Source organism: Bartonella sp. HY406 (genome assembly GCF_025449315.1).
GTDB lineage: Bacteria > Pseudomonadota > Alphaproteobacteria > Rhizobiales > Rhizobiaceae > HY038.
In genome coordinates this window covers 736592-754594 of sequence record NZ_CP104893.1, presented here as the reverse complement: position 1 = coordinate 754594, position 18003 = coordinate 736592, and the positions used below count along the sequence as shown (strand labels likewise).

18 protein-coding genes and 3 tRNA genes are annotated in these 18003 nt (G+C 40.4%); 11 read left to right on the top strand and 10 right to left on the bottom strand.

What is annotated here, in order from left to right:
* Positions 1-474 precede the first annotated feature (474 nt).
* Together N6B01_RS03115 and N6B01_RS03110 are read right to left on the bottom strand one after the other, a co-directional pair.
* Positions 475-549, bottom strand: a tRNA-Asn gene (locus N6B01_RS03115).
* A 287-nt stretch (positions 550-836) separates the two neighbouring features.
* A tRNA-Asn gene (locus N6B01_RS03110) sits at positions 837-911 on the bottom strand.
* A gap of 263 nt (positions 912-1174) precedes the next feature.
* Here N6B01_RS03110 and N6B01_RS03105 point away from each other — a divergent pair.
* Both N6B01_RS03105 and N6B01_RS03100 read left to right on the top strand, forming a co-directional pair.
* Positions 1175-1429, top strand: a complete 255-nt coding sequence (locus N6B01_RS03105) for a hypothetical protein (protein ID WP_262080558.1) — start codon at positions 1175-1177, stop codon at positions 1427-1429.
* A 107-nt stretch (positions 1430-1536) separates the two neighbouring features.
* A tRNA-Cys gene (locus N6B01_RS03100) sits at positions 1537-1610 on the top strand.
* 216 nt (positions 1611-1826) lie between these two features.
* Here the strand turns inward: N6B01_RS03100 and N6B01_RS03095 are convergent.
* The 6 genes from N6B01_RS03095 to rpsU form a co-directional block, all read right to left on the bottom strand.
* Entirely contained in the window at positions 1827-2879 is a 1053-nt protein-coding gene (locus N6B01_RS03095) for a glycosyltransferase family 4 protein (protein WP_262079862.1), read from the bottom strand.
* 7 nt (positions 2880-2886) lie between these two features.
* Positions 2887-3360, bottom strand: a complete 474-nt coding sequence (greA, locus tag N6B01_RS03090) for a transcription elongation factor GreA (RefSeq protein WP_182418871.1) — start codon at positions 3358-3360, stop codon at positions 2887-2889.
* 364 nt (positions 3361-3724) lie between these two features.
* On the bottom strand, positions 3725-4045 hold the full coding sequence (locus N6B01_RS03085) for a DUF4282 domain-containing protein (RefSeq protein WP_262079860.1): 321 nt from the start codon (positions 4043-4045) through the stop codon (positions 3725-3727).
* Positions 4046-4213: 168 nt separating this feature from the next.
* Positions 4214-5566 (bottom strand): TolC family outer membrane protein, encoded by a 1353-nt coding sequence (locus N6B01_RS03080; RefSeq protein WP_182418869.1) that lies wholly within the window; start codon positions 5564-5566, stop codon positions 4214-4216.
* 170 nt (positions 5567-5736) lie between these two features.
* Positions 5737-6534: a tetratricopeptide repeat protein gene (locus N6B01_RS03075; protein WP_262079859.1), complete on the bottom strand. Its 798-nt coding sequence runs from the start codon at positions 6532-6534 to the stop codon at positions 5737-5739.
* 553 nt (positions 6535-7087) lie between these two features.
* Entirely contained in the window at positions 7088-7312 is a 225-nt protein-coding gene (gene rpsU, locus N6B01_RS03070) for a 30S ribosomal protein S21 (protein WP_182418867.1), read from the bottom strand.
* Positions 7313-7909: 597 nt separating this feature from the next.
* Here rpsU and N6B01_RS03065 point away from each other — a divergent pair.
* Positions 7910-8839: a 2-hydroxyacid dehydrogenase gene (locus tag N6B01_RS03065; protein WP_262079857.1), complete on the top strand. Its 930-nt coding sequence runs from the start codon at positions 7910-7912 to the stop codon at positions 8837-8839.
* Between the two features lie 81 nt (positions 8840-8920).
* Here the strand turns inward: N6B01_RS03065 and N6B01_RS03060 are convergent, their stop codons facing one another.
* Both N6B01_RS03060 and ppk2 read right to left on the bottom strand, forming a co-directional pair.
* Positions 8921-9790 (bottom strand): transporter substrate-binding domain-containing protein, encoded by an 870-nt coding sequence (locus N6B01_RS03060; protein ID WP_262079856.1) that lies wholly within the window; start codon positions 9788-9790, stop codon positions 8921-8923.
* A 25-nt stretch (positions 9791-9815) separates the two neighbouring features.
* Positions 9816-10763, bottom strand: coding sequence for a polyphosphate kinase 2 (gene ppk2, locus N6B01_RS03055; RefSeq protein WP_246708124.1), 948 nt, complete (start codon positions 10761-10763; stop codon positions 9816-9818).
* 762 nt (positions 10764-11525) lie between these two features.
* Here ppk2 and phoR point away from each other — a divergent pair.
* The 8 genes from phoR (at position 11526) to coaA (ending at position 17934) form a co-directional block, all read left to right on the top strand.
* Positions 11526-12779, top strand: a complete 1254-nt coding sequence (phoR, locus tag N6B01_RS03050) for a phosphate regulon sensor histidine kinase PhoR (RefSeq protein WP_182418863.1) — start codon at positions 11526-11528, stop codon at positions 12777-12779.
* 103 nt (positions 12780-12882) lie between these two features.
* Positions 12883-13512 (top strand): histidine phosphotransferase ChpT, encoded by a 630-nt coding sequence (gene chpT / locus N6B01_RS03045; protein WP_182418862.1) that lies wholly within the window; start codon positions 12883-12885, stop codon positions 13510-13512.
* 234 nt (positions 13513-13746) lie between these two features.
* The gene (gene hisB, locus N6B01_RS03040) at positions 13747-14343 is read left to right on the top strand and encodes an imidazoleglycerol-phosphate dehydratase HisB (RefSeq protein ID WP_182418861.1); all 597 of its coding nucleotides are present in this window, start codon (positions 13747-13749) and stop codon (positions 14341-14343) included.
* 68 nt (positions 14344-14411) lie between these two features.
* Positions 14412-15062, top strand: coding sequence for an imidazole glycerol phosphate synthase subunit HisH (hisH, locus tag N6B01_RS03035; RefSeq protein ID WP_262079853.1), 651 nt, complete (start codon positions 14412-14414; stop codon positions 15060-15062).
* A complete protein-coding gene (gene hisA, locus N6B01_RS03030) occupies positions 15059-15805 on the top strand; it encodes a 1-(5-phosphoribosyl)-5-[(5-phosphoribosylamino)methylideneamino]imidazole-4-carboxamide isomerase (RefSeq protein ID WP_262079852.1) in 747 nt (248 codons plus the stop codon). Before hisH ends, hisA begins: the two co-directional genes overlap by 4 nt.
* An 11-nt stretch (positions 15806-15816) precedes the next feature.
* Complete coding sequence (gene hisF, locus N6B01_RS03025) at positions 15817-16608, top strand: imidazole glycerol phosphate synthase subunit HisF (RefSeq protein WP_262079851.1); 792 nt, start codon at positions 15817-15819, stop codon at positions 16606-16608.
* Between the two features lie 13 nt (positions 16609-16621).
* The gene (locus N6B01_RS03020; protein ID WP_262079850.1) at positions 16622-16942 is read left to right on the top strand and encodes a phosphoribosyl-ATP diphosphatase; all 321 of its coding nucleotides are present in this window, start codon (positions 16622-16624) and stop codon (positions 16940-16942) included.
* A gap of 23 nt (positions 16943-16965) precedes the next feature.
* The gene (coaA, locus tag N6B01_RS03015; protein WP_262080557.1) at positions 16966-17934 is read left to right on the top strand and encodes a type I pantothenate kinase; all 969 of its coding nucleotides are present in this window, start codon (positions 16966-16968) and stop codon (positions 17932-17934) included.
* Positions 17935-18003 lie beyond the last annotated feature (69 nt).

The window sequence follows — 18003 nt, the reverse complement described above, 5'->3', positions numbered from 1 at the left end:
TATCATAAAGCTTTTCGCAATAATTTACAAATACATCATTGAATAAAATTAAAATTTCCGCAAGTGCATTTATTGTATTTTATACAAGATATATCGATAATCTTTTATCTATTTATAAAAGACTTCGTACATTATATTATCTTATTTTTTTTCATATTTTATTGCAATAAAATGACGATAATTATATAAATTATTCAATAAATAAATAGATCTATTCCAAACTATCATATTTTTTATTATGCTAATAAATGCTATCTGAAAAAGTTCTAATATCTAAAGATTTTTTTAAATTTCAAAGCCAACAAAACAAACATTACCTTAAAACTGGCTGTAGATTTGAAAATGATGATATTTTAGAAAAAACTATTAAGAAGATAAAAATATTAGCGCTTAGACATGCAGCTAGATTATATTTGCGCTAAAATAAAATTCAGATGATATCTGCTTGATAAATAACTATCTACGATTATGAAATGGCTCCCCGGGCCGGATTCGAACCAGCGACCAACCGGTTAACAGCCGGTTGCTCTACCACTGAGCTACCGGGGAACAGTGCTCAATCACTTGGTGATGAATGCCTATACAAAAGAAGAACTGATTTGCCAAGAGAAAAAATTAAAAAAATGCAAAATTAAACCAAAAAAGTAAAAAATGGGGATAACTTCTCCACCAATTTTCATAAAGACCAAAGCGATTTCAGATAGCTAACTTTAATTAAAGGTGAATAGCTCGATTATCAGAAGTCATGAATTAAATTTGAAAACTCTATGAGCACCCAGTCATCACAAAAGCATTGCAAGAGTAAGAAATATAGTCATTTATTGGATTTTTAAAAGTGGCTCCCCGGGCCGGATTCGAACCAGCGACCAACCGGTTAACAGCCGGTTGCTCTACCACTGAGCTACCGGGGAACAGTGCTCAATTGAATAAGTGCTGAACGCCCTATAGCAAAAGAAAAAGTGATTTGCCAAGAGGGAAAAACACATTTTCATCAAATTTTTCTAATAATCGTGATATTAACTTGTTTCTTTGCAGAAATTATCTAAATTAGTGGATAAATTCACCAACATTTTATAAATTTTTAAAGTGAAAGAAGAAAACTTTGAAAAATGCTTCCAAAAGACATGAGATTCGTATTTTCAATCAAAAAATACCGATTCCCCAATCACGTCTTATGCGGAAAATATTGGGATATAGTTTAGTTGTTGGAGGCATGCTAGGCTTTTTACCAATTCTTGGATATTGGATGATTCCTGTAGGCTTGTTTGTTCTGTCGCAGGACTCACCTAAAATAAGAAGGTGGCGCCGTGAACAAGAAGTCCGCATTATGCGATGGTGGCATTCTACTCGCTTTTCAAAAACGCCTGAAAAAGGTAAGAATTCACGAAAATGTTCAAAAAAAATCGTAAAGCCGCTTAGAATTACTTGACGGAATGATTTTGATCACTTAATGAGCTGCTACTGACTTAATTCACTTCAATTTAAAAGTGTGATTCAGTTTTGGTATTTGAAGAATATTTTAAATATTCTTTGTGAGGCCTCGTGGCGGAATGGTTACGCAGAGGACTGCAAATCCTTGTATCCCGGTTCGATTCCGGGCGAGGCCTCCATCATAATTTCATCTTAGATCATTTCAACTACCAATAATAAGCCTGCACTTTCTTGCAAGCTGACATTAGGTATTTTAAACCTTATGAGTAAAGCGTTTAAATTACTTATACTAGATGCAAAATGATAGAAGTGATTATGAATAGATCACCCAATCAAGGTTACCCTTTTGTCTGTATAATTAACGATAATATCTTTATGCGCCAATAGATTGAATTTCAGCTTTGAGAAAACAATTCCTCATAAACTTCCGCAATAGCATTAGCTTCTCTGCTTAAAGGAAAGGCTTCACAGACATGCTGCAAGGCAAGCTGCCCAGCTGCCTTTGTATCTTCTATATTGGCGAGCCAAGGTGCAATTGCTTTCGTTAATGCTTCACCATCACCTGCAGCAACGACGCTACCTGTTTGTGGTGTAATTAACTCTGCATAAGCACCTGCATCACTGGCAACCACAGCTGTTTGCGATGCCATTGCCTCCAATGGCGTTAAACCAAATCCTTCATTGCGCGATGGCGCTACATAAAGGCTGACACGGCGGTACCAAACACGAACATCGGGCACTTCGCCTAAAATAAATATACGGTCTTCCAAGCCAGCAGCGGCAATCTTTTTGCGAAGATTTTCTTCAAAATCAGCATGTTCTGCAGTGGTGCGTCCGGTGACAACCGCTGTCCAATCAGGATAATTTGGCAAAAGCGCAACCATAGCATCCACAAAAAGATCTGTTCCTTTTTGGTGGCGCACCCGCCCAAAACAACCAATTGCATATTTTCCCGGCAATCCACTAGCGCTAAAATCATCTTCGGCATCGCGCGGCGGATGAAAACGCTCCAAGTCTACACCATGCATGATCACCTTATGCGGCACTTCCAAATACGAGCCTGAGCGCGCACTGGTAGCAATAACCCGATCCATACGCCGAATGAGAAATTTGGTAAAAGACTTGTGGTCACGTTGGGCAGCAGAGGTAAAAATAAGCTTTATTTTCATACGCAAAATATTGCGCATCAATATGCCTGCAATCATTTCAACATTGCGGCGTGCATGCCAAATACGAAACCTACGATCTTTGGGCTTTTTCCAAAGCCCAAAAAGCGAAAAATATGATAATGAGGGAAGGTCTTCTGGCAATCCTGGCCCAAGTGTCGAAATGCGTATACCGCTTTTCCTTTGCAATGGAATAAGCTGGACAATGGTTGATGTTACCCCCGATAAACGTTTTTTAAAATTCGGGGCAATAACTTCTGTTTCACTTAACGATATACGCATTGCTTTATCAAATAAATCTTACATTTATAATTTCATAAGAACGAGCACCACCGGGCGCATTCACTTCAATTGTATCGCCGATAGATTTACCAATTAGCGCGCGCGCAATGGGCGAGGAAATAGAAATACGCCCTTTTTTCACATCAGCTTCTTGATCGCCAACAATCTGATAGGAACGCTCTTCTTCGGATTCTTCATCAATAAGCGTTACAGTCGCACCAAAAACAATTTTATCGCCTGAAAGCTTTGCGATATCAATCACATTAGCACGTGCTATCCAATCTTCAAGCTCGTGGATGCGCCCTTCGTTCAAACTTTGTGCTTCTTTCGCCGCATGATATTCGGCATTTTCAGAAAGGTCGCCATGTGCACGTGCCTCAGCAATTGCCTCAATAATTTTTGGCCTGCCATCTTGTTGGCGCTCACGCAATTCTTCTTTAAGCTGTTGAAAACCAGCCTTGGTCATTGGGACGTTATCCATGTCCTGTCCTTTCTTACACTTGCAAACACAAAGTATGCAAAAAAGAAACGGCCTCCAGAATGCCTCCTAGAGCCCGTCACATTTAACAATTTTTACATTATAGCACAGTTAATTTCTTTTTAAAACAATATATATTTTATTGCCTATCTAACCTAATATTATCAAATAGCTTTGTTTTAGCCCTATAGATAATTATGGCGCCGCATATTTATATTTTAAGCCTTTTCTTCTAAGTACAAGTAATGATAATCTGAAACAAAAGTCTTACGTCTAAATCAAATAAAAACACCCTGAACTCAATAGTAAATTCAAGGTGCTCTCATCAATATAATTAAATCATTAGATCTAAAAAGTTATCTTCTAACTATTTTTCACTAATTTTTTTCAAATACTCGTTATTTTTAAATGCCAAAATTGTCATTTCAACAGAGACGCGCAAAAGAAGCGTATATATTATTGTTCCACCAATAGACAACAATAAAACCCCCAATCCCCCCATAAGATTGCCCTGTAAAATAGCCATCAAAGCGCTAAAGAGAGTTACCACAAAGAATATGGCCAAACAAATTAAACCTATAATATAAAATACATGTATAAGTTTTGGTGTAACAAACTTATCTAAACTCAAGAGGTTTTTCACAAAACCCTTTGCTTCTTCTGGATTTACATTGAAGTTATTTTGCATAATTTTTCCCATAACCGAATAAATTAATAATAGGGAAACAACTAATGCAATATAAAATATAAATCAATAAAAAAGTTCCAAATAAAATAATAGAGTTTATAGTTATTACTATAAACTCTAATAGTTCTAAATTAATATTAGTTAAATCTAATGGAAAAGCAGTACTTTCTATTGTGGAGTATTAATACCAATCCACTTTTTTTGCACTGCATCATAATGTTTCATAGGGTCATATTTATCAACATCAAGCCCTAAGTAATCAGCAGTCATGCGCCCCAAAGCTGATTGCACATTATAACTCGCAATCACCGTATCACGCTCTGATTGCGCAAGAGCAATTTGCGCATTGATCAGCACTGAACGAGATTCTAAAACATCAAGAGTAGTTGCTTGGCCAACTTGATATTCTTCACTGCGACCATTTAAAGCAATTCGTGCCGCTTTAACACTATCATTATAAGCAGATACAGCAGAACGGGCCCCCTCAAGCTGAGACCAAGCAGACGTCAAAGCACTGCGTACTGTGTCGCGTGATACTTCCACTTCAACCGTTGCCTGGCTGACTTGTTCTTTAGATTGACGAACTTGCGCCGACAAGCGCCCACCTTGATAGACCGGAACAGTAACTGAAACGCCAGCGCTATTGGCACGGCCTTCACCAATTGGGAGACCTTTATAAATATGATTATAGGAACTGCTAGCAGAAAGGTCAGCCTGTGGTAATAAAGCACCTTCTTTCGACTTAACATTAAATTGCTGCGCATCAAGTGCGTATTTTGAAGCAACAATTGCAGGATGCTCTGTATCTGCAATTGTATAACCAGCATTCAAATTAGCAGCGAGCGCCTTTGCTAGCGCAGGACGTTCTAACTGGCCTGGTTCAACACCGATAATTTGGCGATAATAGGCCTGTGCAGATTTAACCGCAGCTTCTGCTTGGGCTAATTCTGATAAGGCTTGCGAGCGAGCTGCACGCGACTGCGCCAAATTGGTTTGCGTACCTTCACCAACATCAAGGCGCGACTGATCAACGCGCACTTGCTCATCCAAGGCTGCAAGATTTTGACGACGCAAACCAACGATCTGTTGCTTTGCATAAAGATCAGCATAGGCAGATACGGCATTGGTTAGCTGATTTTGCTCTTCATTTCGCAAAGCCTCACGCTGAGCTGCTGCCTGAGCTTGTGCTGCACGTACATTATTAGCGGTCTGGAAACCATCAAACAATGACTGGCTAACTTGAATAGCTAAAGACCCACTATTGGTGTACAACCCCGTTTGAGCCGAGCGAGAACGTGATAGGCTACCTGTTCCCTGAATAATTGGTCTCATTCCTGAGCGCGCAATAGCAACATCTTCATCGGTAATACGAGCATTAGCACGCGCAGAGTTAAGCGTTGGATTATTTTTATATGTCTGCGCCCATGCATCTTTTAAACTATCTGCTGATGCCGGTGTCATAGCAAAGGCAACAGATGCACCCAAGGCAAACAAGCAGGAAAGTAAAGTTTTCTTTTGCATCTATTTTCCCTAATTCAATCCAATGTGGTTTTGGCCAAAAATCTGGCATTCATTCAATTATGTGCAGCATGATCTTTAATATAAATGCAACTCAAGGTCAAACCCACATTTATGTAATCACCTATCTATTGATTTGATCAACAGCAAGCTTACCAAATATAGATCAAATATTATCTAGTGCGTGTCATACCATCACGGGCAGCTTGATATTTAGGATCAAGAAGCGAGGCGCGTTGATAGGACTGAAAGGCTTGAGGCTTATTGCCCTGACGCTCTAATACCGTTGCTTGATTATACCAGCTTTCAGCATTTTGCTTATCCAACCTTACCGCCGCCGTAAAATCATCCTGCGCATTTTCCAAATCATTTAGTGCGACGTAGGAAACACCACGACCATTATAGGGCGCAGGTTGACTTGGCTGACGCGAGATTGCGGCACCAAAATCTGCAATTGCTTGTGTATGTTGGCCACGCGCTTGTTCAACCAAACCACGGCCATACCAAGCACGACCATCAGTGGTACCAAGTGAAATTGCCTGTGAAAAATCATTATAGGCAAGATCAAGCTGGTTATTTTCACGATAAACATTACCCCGCCCGACAAGCGCGGACGTATAACCTGGATCCATCTCCAAGGCACGCGAATAATCAGCTACAGCTGCCTGATCGTTTTTCATATGACGATTAATCAAAGCACGGTTAGCGTAAGCTGCAGCAAATTGCGGATTAAGCTTTAATGCTGTATTAAAGTCATTAATCGCTTCCCTATATTTACCCGCACGCCCATAGGCTGAACCACGCACATTATAAGCAGTAGCGTCATTAGGATTATTGCGAATAACCGCGCTGAGCGAAGAAATATTCTCGCTGGACCCCTGCGCAAGATCCTCAGCAGTACCAACAAAATTTGTTGTAGTGCAGCCTGCAAGCAACAAAACAGCACATAGGCTCAAACGAAATTTACCCATATTAAATCCCAAGAATTAAAGAAGCCCGACCACACTAAAATGCATATCAAAATTTTTCCATTATAAAATAACATGCAAATAATGTCGCATTTTTAGATAATGACAGGCTAAAAACAAAGTTACAACTTGTGCCACCCCTTATTTAAATTGCCGTTAATGATTATTATGGCAAGATCAAGGCAGAATCACTACAAACAATTATGAATGGCATAATTGGCTGCAATATAGTCATAATTTATTTAAATATGATTTACACTATAGCCAAATCACCATTAGTGCTTCATCTCATCACACCCTGCAAATAGTGGGTCATGTATATTTTGGAGCAGGTTAAATGTAATTATAGACCCATTAATATTTAATGGAATCACATTATTTCCCATTAAAGCATATCATTTCAATGAAGATCATATTGGTGTTGACCATGCTTATAAAACTTAAGCAAACGCCAGATAAAAGCTGATTCTATAAATAAATGTGATCTAAAAATAAATTAGGCAGACGTAAACGCCTGCCCTCAATAATTGTATTTTTGATTCTTGCAACGCAGAAATTAGCGAGCAGCGCGACCTGAAACCAAACCTTCACGCTGTGCGCGCTTACGAGCGAGCTTACGAGCGCGACGAACAGCTTCAGCCTTTTCACGGGCGCGCTTTTCAGAAGGCTTTTCATAATGGCCACGCATTTTCATTTCGCGGAAGATACCTTCACGCTGCATTTTTTTCTTAAGCGCGCGCAGCGCTTGGTCAACATTGTTATCGCGAACGAGTACCTGCACTTGTAATCCTGCTTTTCTCCATAAAAGATGCACTTACATGCAATCTTTATATTGGTTAAACTTTCACACGATTGCTATCAATTAAGCAGCACATAAGCACTACAATAGAACCGGTGATCTTATTAAAATAAAGTCAAAACTTCTGCTCTTGATTACCTATCAAGAAGAATGTGAAGAGCCGATAGCACAAAAACCTAGCATTTGTCTATAAGCTTATGACATTTTGTAGCATTTTATCGTGTAAAGCATAGGTAAAAGTCAAAATTAACAAGCCATTACCAATAATAATGGCAAGCAAGGTTTTAAATTATCAATCAGCCAAACAAAACGAGATAATTGGAATCAACGGGCGATAAACCATGTTTTATGTTAATTGCTGTTAAAGCCAAATATTTAACAAAAATAAGAAAAATCTATTTTCCTAGCAAATCTAGCACGATCCATATTTAAAATCCATTGGGGAAACAATACAGTTGGCGCACCATGTTTTATGGAACATGCTTTACTAAGAAAAACTTAAATAACATTTATTTGTGCCGTTCCTTGTTAAACTTGCTATATACTTGTTTTATAGCCTTTAGCTTAGGGAGAGTTTTTATGCTACCATCGTGCCTAATTCTTGATAACAGCTTGCCAGCAAAAATTATCGCTGGTATCGAAGCAGTTACAACACCAATATTCGCCAAGGATAATCCTAGCGATGATGTTCTAAAAAGCGTTCAATATGCTGTCGTTTCGCCAATGACGGGATTTGATGAGAGTTGGTTTGATCGCCTAGCCAATTTAAAGCTCATCGCGGTTTTTGGTGTCGGCTTTGACAAAATTAACATTAAAGAGGCGCGCCGCCGCAATATTGATGTCACGACCACTCTTGGCATTTTAACCGAAGATGTAACTGATATGGCCTTAGCGCTTTTATTGGCACTTACCCGCCAAATTGTTAAGGGCGATGAATTCATTCGAGCTGGCACTTGGGCGAAGGGTGAAAAATTCCCGCTAGGCACATCTATTCGCGGCAAAAAAGTTGGGATTGTTGGGCTTGGTGCCATTGGCTTGGACATTGCGGAGCGCACGCAAGCCTTTGGCATGCTGCCACGCTATTATAATCGTAGCCCAAAGGTAAATTTAACTTGGCCGCATTATCCCAATGTTGTGGAACTTGCCAAGGATAGCGATGCATTAATTGTTGCAATATCCGCCAATGGCGAAACAGAAAAAATTATTAATAAGGATGTGTTAGAGGCACTTGGATCATCAGGCGTGCTTATTAATATTGCTCGCGGCTCAGTCATTGATGAAGATGCTTTAATCACGGCTTTACAAAGCAAGCTTATTGCTGGCGCAGGGCTTGATGTGTTTTTAAATGAGCCTAAAATTAACCCTGCTTTTTTAACCCTTGATAATGTGGTACTGGCACCGCACCAAGGCAGCGCTACCAATGAAACCCGTGAAGCCATGGGACAATGTGTTATTGATAATATAAAAGCGGTTATTGACGGCAAACCCGCCCTCACCCTTATTAATTAATATTAAAAATAAAAAGGGGCAAAAAGCCCCTTTTTTTAAAGGCAGTTTTTTAAAAATGCGATTTCAATAAAATTCACAATTTCAATAAAAGCCAATTGGAAAATAACGTAAATATAATTCTTGCAACTTACCACTTTGCTCCAATCGGCCAAGTGAATAGTCAAAGGCTTTGGCAAGACTTTCATCCTGCTCACGCACAGTAATTTGCATGCCGCCGCCAAGTAATGCTTTATTCAAATAAGGACCACCAACAAATTGCGCTTTACCGCCATTATCAGGTTGCGAAAGCCAAAGCGAAAAGCGCATGCCATCACCAAAACCAAGTACAACATCACCGGTTAACACTGCACTATAAAGCGTGTCGTAATCCTTAAAGCTGATGATTTCAGCTTTTGGAAAGTAACTCTGCACCATAATTTCATGGCCAGTCTTTGCAACAACACCAATTTTTGTGCCATTAAGTTTATCACTCAGTGGCTCCGACATAATATTGCTAGCAAAACCAATAAAACGGGCGGGGAATGCGATATAGACATGAGAAAATCTTAAATATTGGCGGTTATCCATTGTTGGACTTAGGCCGGCAATAATAGCTTCGCCCCCCTTATCCAAAAGGCGTTTTTGCAGCTCATCAAACGGCAAAGCTTCAACCTGACAGCGCGCAACAATATCAAGGTCTTCGCAAATAGCTCTGATAAGATCAACATTATAGCCCGATAGCACACCATCATTATTGATATAATTAAAGGGTGGAAAATCAACTATAGTTAAAAACCGCACCCTTTCATATTGGCTCAAGTCAGGCTTTACTGGTTTTATTTTGCTGTAAAAAAAATGTGGTAAGTCACGCTGCTGGGCGTGACTTGACCATGGTAGCAACAAAGCCACGATAGTGATAAGGCTTAAAAGCAGTCTGAGACTACGGAAGGTATAAGTCGAACATAATCTCATATCAAAGCTTTAAATCTCACGCTGGTTAGGATTTATCATCAGAGGTAAAATTCTTTTCAAATCCATCCCCTTCGCGTAGGAATGATGGACCATGACCAATAATATTACCATCTTCCACACCAATGGCATTAATATCGCGATCTGTATAGGGAATTGATAATAAAATTCTCTGAATAACCGCCAAACGAGCCCGACGTTTGTCATTAGAGCGTACAATCGTCCAAGGCGCCATAGCACTATGCGAAACAGTTACCATCCGCTCTGTTGCTTTGGAATAGTCATCCCACTTGGAAATGCCCGCCTCATCCATTGTTGAAAATTTCCAATGTTTTAGGTCACTATGACGGCGTTCATGGAAACGTTTCAACTGCATTTCTTGCCCAATATCGAGCCAAAATTTAAAGAAACGAATACCATCAGAAACAATCAAGCGCTCAAATGAAGGAACTTCGGATAAGAATAGATCCACTTGCGCAGGACTTGCAAAACCCATAACCGATTCAACTCCTGCACGATTGTACCAAGAACGGTCAAAGGTTACAAATTCACCACGAGTTGGAAAATGCTGTACATAGCGTTGGAAATACCACTGCCCATTTTCAGTTTCGTCCGGTTTTGGTAGCGCCACATTTCGTGCAGAACGCGGATTTAAATATTGACGTAATACATCAATTGTACCGCCTTTTCCTGCTGCATCGCGTCCTTCAAACAAGATAACGACCCTACCACCTTGATCTTGCAGCCAACCTTGTAATTTCACTAGCTCGATCTGTAAAGCCAAAAGCATTTTTTCATATTCATCACGGTTCATCTTTTGCGTATAGGGATAACCGCCTGATGTCATTGCCTGCTTTTCAATCCAATCGGGCAATTTGGGATCACTAATATTAAATACCCGCTTTTTGCCATTTAGAGTAAGCTCGATCCCGTCAACTTTAGGCTTTTTACCATTTTTTTTTGGCTTTTCACTCACGATTGGCTCCTTTTTGCTATTTTTGATATTGTATCTGTATAAAATCACAATTTAAATAGTTTTTAAGTCAAATAGATTTCAGCTATCACTAATAAGTTTTAAGCAATTATAATGACCAACCCTAGTCTAATGTAGCACAATTTTTAATGCTTTTAAATTTAAACTATTCTTAGGACCATAATTTATAAAATCTAGAAAAGCTAAGTTGTAAAATTGGCCTTATTTTGTTGTCCATTCTATTTAACTACCCCCGATATAGATATTAAATATTCTAGCAAAATTTTACCTTTATTCGAATCAATCTTAAAAAAACTCGCGTTCCAAATTTCAGGTATTTTTTCGGCTACCAAATAGGCCACAATTTTAGATATTTTCCATACAATATTATTAGCTGCGGCAATATGCCCTGCTCGTTCGACATTGATGCATATGGATACAGTGCCCTTATCTTAAAAAACAAGATAGCGTAATTAAAATGGGGATTATCAACTGATGTAATATATTACTTGTCATAGTGACATATTATTGATTCCGATTTTAATTAACTTTTTTGCAGCTAAATGAAAGAGGAGTGGAAAATATTAGCAAGTTCGATACTACTTATAAAATAAATTCAGTAACATGAGATTTTTAATGGGGCATTTTGCAAATATATTGATTTAGTTTTATGTAAACCAATACATCAGATAAATATATTACTTAAGCGACTTAACTTACCAACCCAATGCCCTATGTGACTTACTAATTGGAGTAAAACGAATAATGAGAAGCCTTGGAATAATTGCTACACTTATAGGGCTTAGCCTTTTGCCAGCCATTTGGTTTTTCCCAAGCAATATAGTTTTTATCTGGTGTATCATTGTTTTAGGTTTTGAAATATTTTATTTTCGCCGTTTGATATTGCTGATAAAACGTTTGATCCGTTTATCTGAACGCATAAGTTTGGAAAAACGACCCGCAAACATAATGCAATTTGATGCAGAAAAACTGGCTAATGCCCTTAATGATCCCTTGGTATTTTTTGACCATTCAGGCAATATCAGCTTTATTAATCATGCAGCCTATCAAACATTTTCTGGTCTCAGCCGTGACCAAAGCCTCTTTGCCCGCTTCCGCGCTCCCGAATTATCAAACCTTTTTCGCAATGTTACAGCAAGCGGCGTTGCGCGTAGCATCGAATATGGTGAAAAAGGCGCAGAAAGGCGATGGTTTAATCTTGCGATTATTCCAATCACCAAAGACCTTTTTGTTTGCCATTTTCGTGACCATTCAGAAATGCATCGCTTGGCGCGCATGCGTACGGATTTCGTTGCCAATGCTAGCCATGAATTGCGCACGCCACTAACATCGCTACGCGGTTTTATTGAAACCCTGCGTGGACCTGCGCAAAATGATAGCGAAGCTAGGGCGCGATTTCTTATCATCATGCAAGAACAGGCAGAGCGCATGTCGCGCTTAATTGATGACTTGCTATCACTTTCACGCCTTGAAACTCAAACAGGCCCTGGAATGGTTGAACGGCTTGATACCGCCAAATTACTACGCCACGTGACCGAAACATTAACACCGCTTGCCCGCAAAAATGATGTTAATATTGAACTTAACCTTGAAGAGGATATGCCTGCCCTTGCCGCCAATCGTGACAGTTTGATCCAACTTTTTCAAAACCTTGTTGAAAATGGTTTAAAATATGCGGCCTCAGGCAAAAAAATTGTGGTTTCAGCTAAATCTGTCGGTACACAAATTCATATTGCCATTCGCGATTATGGTATGGGCATTGAGGCAGAACATTTACCGCGCCTCACTGAGCGTTTTTATCGTGTAAGCGTCGATATAAGCCGAGCGCATAAAGGGACTGGTCTTGGGCTTGCCATTGTTAAGCATATCATTACTCAACATCGCGGCAAATTGGAAATCACTTCAAAACTTGGCGAAGGATCGACTTTCACCGTCATTTTGCCGGCCTCTAACAACAAAGAAACCCTTTTAACCAATCCTGCCGACGATCTTCACTAAAAGATATAGCAACGTTTCAAGCAAATGATTAGGAAACTGTTCACTTCATTGCTTTATAACCAAGCCTAATAGTCCATATGCATTTTTCAAAAGCGGAGTTACCATGCCCCTCGCCATCACTCTATCAGCCCAAGATCTTGCCGCGCTGCTTGCAAGCCGCATTTGCCATGATCTCATTTCTCCAATTGGCGCTATTAATAATGCAATGGAATTATATGATGAAGGCGGCGCCGAGGAAGATGCCCTTGAACTTATCCGTATGTCGGCAACCAATGCATCGGCTCGCCTGCAATTTGCCCGGATTGCCTATGGTGCGGCAGGTTCTGCCGGTATGGAAATTGATACAGGCGACGCTGAATCAGTTGCACAAAAATATATGGCAAATGAAAAGGCGCAATTATCTTGGCAGGGCACACGCATGCTTTTGCCAAAAAATGAAGTAAAATTGCTGCTCAATCTTTTACTTATTGCAAATGGCTCCATTCCGCGTGGTGGCGAAATCAAAGTCAATCTTAGCCGCGACAATGATAAAACCATTTTCACCATTGCGGTGAGTGGCAAAATGTTGCGTATTCCGCCGCGCTTTGTTGAATTATTTAATGGCGACTTACCGGGTGAACCGGTGGATGGTCATGCCGTGCAATCCTATTATACCTTATTACTTGCAGAACTAGCCCATATGAAAATTGATATTCGTGTTTTACCAACTGAAATTATTTTCTCAGCAAGTTAAAATTTTCTCGGTATAGTTCACCACAAAGCGGTTAAAGCAAAATTGTTCTTTAACCGCTTTATTTTTTTAAAAGTGCTTTAAACTGTTATAAAATGCTATCGTCTCTTATAAATTAAGTGTTTTAATGTTGATTTTGTGGCGAGAAAAATAGATAGTCACGCTAACTTAATCAAGCATTTCACTATAGGCTTGGCAAGCTATAGTGGCGCAACGATAAATAAGAGGGAACAGACTATGGCACGTAAAGCCTCGTTAAGCCGTAAAACCAATGAAACTGATATTACTGTTAAAATTGACCTTGATGGCACAGGGCAATTTAATATCAATACTGGCATCGGCTTTTTCGATCATATGCTTGAACAATTATCCCGCCATTCATTGATTGACATGGAAATTACTGCCAATGGTGATTTACATATTGATGACCACCATACAGTTGAAGATTGCGGCATCACCCTTGGTCAAGCCATTGATAAGGCTTTGGGTACGCGCAAGGGCATTATTCGTTATGCATCACTTGATCTTTGCATGGATGAAACCGAAACCCGCGCAGCCATTGATGTTTCTGGCCGCCCATTTCTTGTGTGGAATGTTAATTTTAATGCTGCAAAAATCGGCAGCTTTGACACGGAATTGGTACGAGAGTTCTTTCAAGCCTTAAGTCAACATGCGGGCATTACCCTTCATGTAACCAATCACTATGGCGTTAATAATCACCATATTTCTGAAACCTGTTTTAAAGCCGTTGCCCGTGTCCTTCGTACAGCCATGGAAAGCGATCCGCGCCAACCCGATGCTATCCCATCAACCAAGGGTTCACTACAGGGTTGATAAAACTGTTTCTTAGCTCTTTAAAAGCTTGGAATAAAGCATTCATAAAAGGCAACAAGGAAAATTAAATGCGTGTTGCAATTATAGATTATGGTTCTGGTAATTTACGCTCGGTTCAGCAAGCATTTGAGCGCGCTGCCCATGACCACGCAATTAAGGCTGAAATAATATTAACCGATAAAGCCGAAGACTTAGCGCAAGCTGATCGCATTGTTTTGCCTGGCGTTGGTGCTTTTGGCGACTGTAAACAAGGCCTTCAAGATTTAAACAGCATGATTACTGCCCTTAATGAAGAAGTGATTGCTGGCGGCAAACCATTTCTTGGTATTTGCGTTGGTATGCAACTTTTGGCGCGGCGCGGTTTAGAAAAAGGCGAAACCGCTGGTCTCGATTGGATTGGCGGCAATGTTGTGCCTATCAAACCAAAATCAAACGATTATAAAATTCCACAAATTGGCTGGAACACTTTGAGCGTTCATAACAATCACCCATTATTATCACAAATTCCAACTGGCAGTGATGGGCTCCATGCCTATTTTGTTCACTCTTATCATTTTGAATGTGAAAAGCCGCAAGAACTAATAGCCACAACCGATTATGGTAACCCTATCACTGCAATGATTGGTCGCGATAATATTGTTGGTACGCAGTTTCATCCTGAAAAAAGCCAACGCCTCGGTTTACAATTAATTGCCAATTTTCTGGAGTGGATGCCTTGATACTTTATCCTGCTATCGATTTAAAACAAGGTCAATGCGTGCGTCTTATCAAAGGTGATATGAATGCAGCTACCCTTTATAATGAAGACCCTGCCGCGCAAGCTTTAAGCTTTGAACAACAAGGCTTTGAATGGTTGCATGTCGTGGATCTAGATGGCGCTTTTGCTGGTAAATCCATGAATGGTGATGCGGTTGACGCAATTTTAAAAGCGACTAAAAATCCCGTGCAACTTGGCGGTGGTATCCGCACAATTGAGCATATTGAAAATTGGCTTAGCAAGGGGCTTGCCCGTGTTATCCTTGGCACTATTGCTGTGCGTGATCCTGCCCTTGTGCGGGAAGCTTGCCGATTATTTCCAGGCCATATTGCTGTTGGCATTGATGCGCGCAAGGGCAAGGTTGCGGTTGAAGGCTGGGCGGAAGAATCAGAACTTGACGTAATTGACCTTGCCAAACAATTTGAGGGCGCTGGTGTTGCCGCTATCATCTACACTGATATTGATCGCGATGGCATCTTAAGCGGTATTAATTTTGATGAAACCTTGCGACTTGCCAATGCGGTTACCATTCCGGTCATAGCGTCTGGTGGGCTTGCTTCCATTGATGATGTTAAACGCCTAACTCAAAGCGATGCGGCGATTTTAAACGGTGCTATTTCTGGTCGCGCTTTATATGACGGGCGTATTAATCCACATGAGGCATTACAATTGCTTAAAAATGGCAATGCGACAAGCAATTCTTGAAAGGACATAAAATGAGCTTAAAAGCACGGGTTATTCCTTGTCTTGATGTAAAAGATGGCCGCGTTGTCAAAGGCGTCAATTTTGTTGACTTAATTGACGCTGGTGATCCAGTTGAAGCTGCTCGCGCTTATGATGCAGCTGGCGCTGATGAATTATGTTTTCTTGATATTACCGCTTCGTCCGATAATCGCGAAACTATATTTGATGTTGTCGCCCGCACCGCAGAACATTGTTTTATGCCAGTAACCGTTGGTGGCGGCGTGCGCCGAGTTGAAGATATGCGCAATCTATTATTGGCAGGTGCCGATAAGGTCGCGATTAACACCGCTGCGGTACAAAATCCTGATCTTGTCTCACAAGGTGCGGATAAATTTGGCAATCAATGTATTGTTGTAGCGATCGATGCCAAATGCATAAATCCGCAAGACGAAAACCCACGCTGGGAAATATTTACCCATGGTGGACGTACAGCAACCGGCATTGATGCCATTGCCTTTGCACAAGACATGGTAAAGCGCGGTGCTGGCGAAATCTTGCTAACCTCCATGGATCGTGATGGTACCAAATCAGGCTATGATATTGCACTTACCCGGACGATCGCCGATGCGGTATCGGTACCGGTAATTGCATCTGGCGGCGTTGGCACTTTAGAGCATATGGTTGAAGGTATTCGTGATGGCCACGCAACAGCGGTACTTGCGGCTTCGATCTTCCATTTTGGCACCTATTCAATCAGCGAAGCCAAACATTACATGGCAAAGGCAGGGTTGCCTATGCGACTTGACCCCGTTGGCGAGCAATAATTGAGACAATGATATGAGTGATTTTACCTTAAAGACTTTAACCAATATTGTTAGTAAGCGCGCTAAAGTTACCGATGGCAGCTCCTATACGGCAAGTCTTGTTGAAAAGGGCATGACCAAAGCCACTAAAAAGCTTGGAGAAGAAGCAGTTGAAACGGTTATTGCCGCCCTTGCCGAAGATAAGCATCATTTAATTGGCGAGAGCGCCGACCTTCTTTATCATCTTGCTGTTGTTTGGGAAATTGCGGGCATTAATGTTGATGATGTTATGGCTGAATTAGAAAAACGAACGGCGCAAACTGGCTTGCAAGAAAAGGCGGCACGTCAGCCATGAATAATAATGCCCTTGCAATCGAAATGCCTGATTTAAGCTATGATGTATTAAACGGTCAGTATTCTCCTTATAGTCTTTTTTCGGCAGAAGAATGGGCAAAATTTCGCGCTGACACGCCATTAACCCTGACATTTGATGAAGTTAAGCGGTTACGTTCGATTGGCGATCCAATCGACCTTGACGAAGTGCAACGCATTTATTTATCACTATCGCGCTTGCTTTATGCCCATGTAGAATCTTCGCAGCGGCTTTTTAGGCAACGCAGCGATTTTTTACGTATGCAGAATATTCCTAAAACGCCTTTTATTATTGGTATTGCAGGATCGGTTGCGGTTGGCAAATCAACTACTGCACGTATTTTGCAAGAACTGCTTAAGCGCTGGCCCACGAGCCCTAAGGTTGACCTTGTAACCACAGATGGATTTCTATATCCTAATGACGTGCTACGCACTGAAAACCGCATGGATCGCAAAGGCTTTCCAGATAGCTACGACACAGGTAAAATTTTACGCTTTTTAAATGACATTAAAGCTGGTCGCCACATGGTACCGGCTCCACTTTATTCACATTTAAGCTATGACGTTTTGAAGGGTGAATATATCACCATTGACCAACCGGACATTCTTATTTTTGAAGGTATCAATGTTTTGCAAGTACGCGACTTGCCAAGCGGTGGGCGGGCTATTCCCTTTGTTTCAGATTTTTTTGATTTTTCCATTTATATTGATGCTGATACAGCCATGATTAATAAATGGTATTTAGAGCGTTTTAAACGCCTACGCGAAACCGCTTTTCAAAACCCTCAATCATTTTTTCATCGCTATGCAAGCCTAAGCGATGATGCGGCAAGTGCAATGGCACAAGGCTTATGGGATAATATCAACCTAAAAAACTTAGAAGAAAATATTTTACCCACCAGGCCAAGAGCAAGTCTCATTTTGCGCAAAGGTCAAAATCATTTGGTTGAAAAAGTTGCGCTTAGAAAGCTGTAAACACATATTTTTTTAAATTGAATAAAAAGCAAGATGGTTTTGCATCCCATATATTTTATTTCTTTGTCA

Excerpts from the sequence above, each read along its gene's own strand:
- N6B01_RS03105 (WP_262080558.1), top strand. The coding sequence starts at position 1,175 with ATGCGGAAAATATTGGGATATAGTTTAGTTGTTGGAGGCATGCTAGGC.
- N6B01_RS03075 (WP_262079859.1), bottom strand. The coding sequence starts at position 6,534 with ATGGGTAAATTTCGTTTGAGCCTATGTGCTGTTTTGTTGCTTGCAGGC.
- N6B01_RS03095 (WP_262079862.1), bottom strand. The coding sequence starts at position 2,879 with ATGCGTATATCGTTAAGTGAAACAGAAGTTATTGCCCCGAATTTTAAA.
- phoR (WP_182418863.1), top strand. The coding sequence starts at position 11,526 with ATGAGAAGCCTTGGAATAATTGCTACACTTATAGGGCTTAGCCTTTTG.
- N6B01_RS03065 (WP_262079857.1), top strand. The coding sequence starts at position 7,910 with ATGCTACCATCGTGCCTAATTCTTGATAACAGCTTGCCAGCAAAAATT.
- N6B01_RS03060 (WP_262079856.1), bottom strand. The coding sequence starts at position 9,790 with ATGAGATTATGTTCGACTTATACCTTCCGTAGTCTCAGACTGCTTTTA.
- N6B01_RS03020 (WP_262079850.1), top strand. The coding sequence starts at position 16,622 with ATGAGTGATTTTACCTTAAAGACTTTAACCAATATTGTTAGTAAGCGC.
- hisB (WP_182418861.1), top strand. The coding sequence starts at position 13,747 with ATGGCACGTAAAGCCTCGTTAAGCCGTAAAACCAATGAAACTGATATT.
- N6B01_RS03085 (WP_262079860.1), bottom strand. The coding sequence starts at position 4,045 with ATGCAAAATAACTTCAATGTAAATCCAGAAGAAGCAAAGGGTTTTGTG.
- coaA (WP_262080557.1), top strand. The coding sequence starts at position 16,966 with ATGCCTGATTTAAGCTATGATGTATTAAACGGTCAGTATTCTCCTTAT.
- N6B01_RS03080 (WP_182418869.1), bottom strand. The coding sequence starts at position 5,566 with ATGCAAAAGAAAACTTTACTTTCCTGCTTGTTTGCCTTGGGTGCATCT.
- hisF (WP_262079851.1), top strand. The coding sequence starts at position 15,817 with ATGAGCTTAAAAGCACGGGTTATTCCTTGTCTTGATGTAAAAGATGGC.
- chpT (WP_182418862.1), top strand. The coding sequence starts at position 12,883 with ATGCCCCTCGCCATCACTCTATCAGCCCAAGATCTTGCCGCGCTGCTT.
- hisH (WP_262079853.1), top strand. The coding sequence starts at position 14,412 with ATGCGTGTTGCAATTATAGATTATGGTTCTGGTAATTTACGCTCGGTT.
- greA (WP_182418871.1), bottom strand. The coding sequence starts at position 3,360 with ATGGATAACGTCCCAATGACCAAGGCTGGTTTTCAACAGCTTAAAGAA.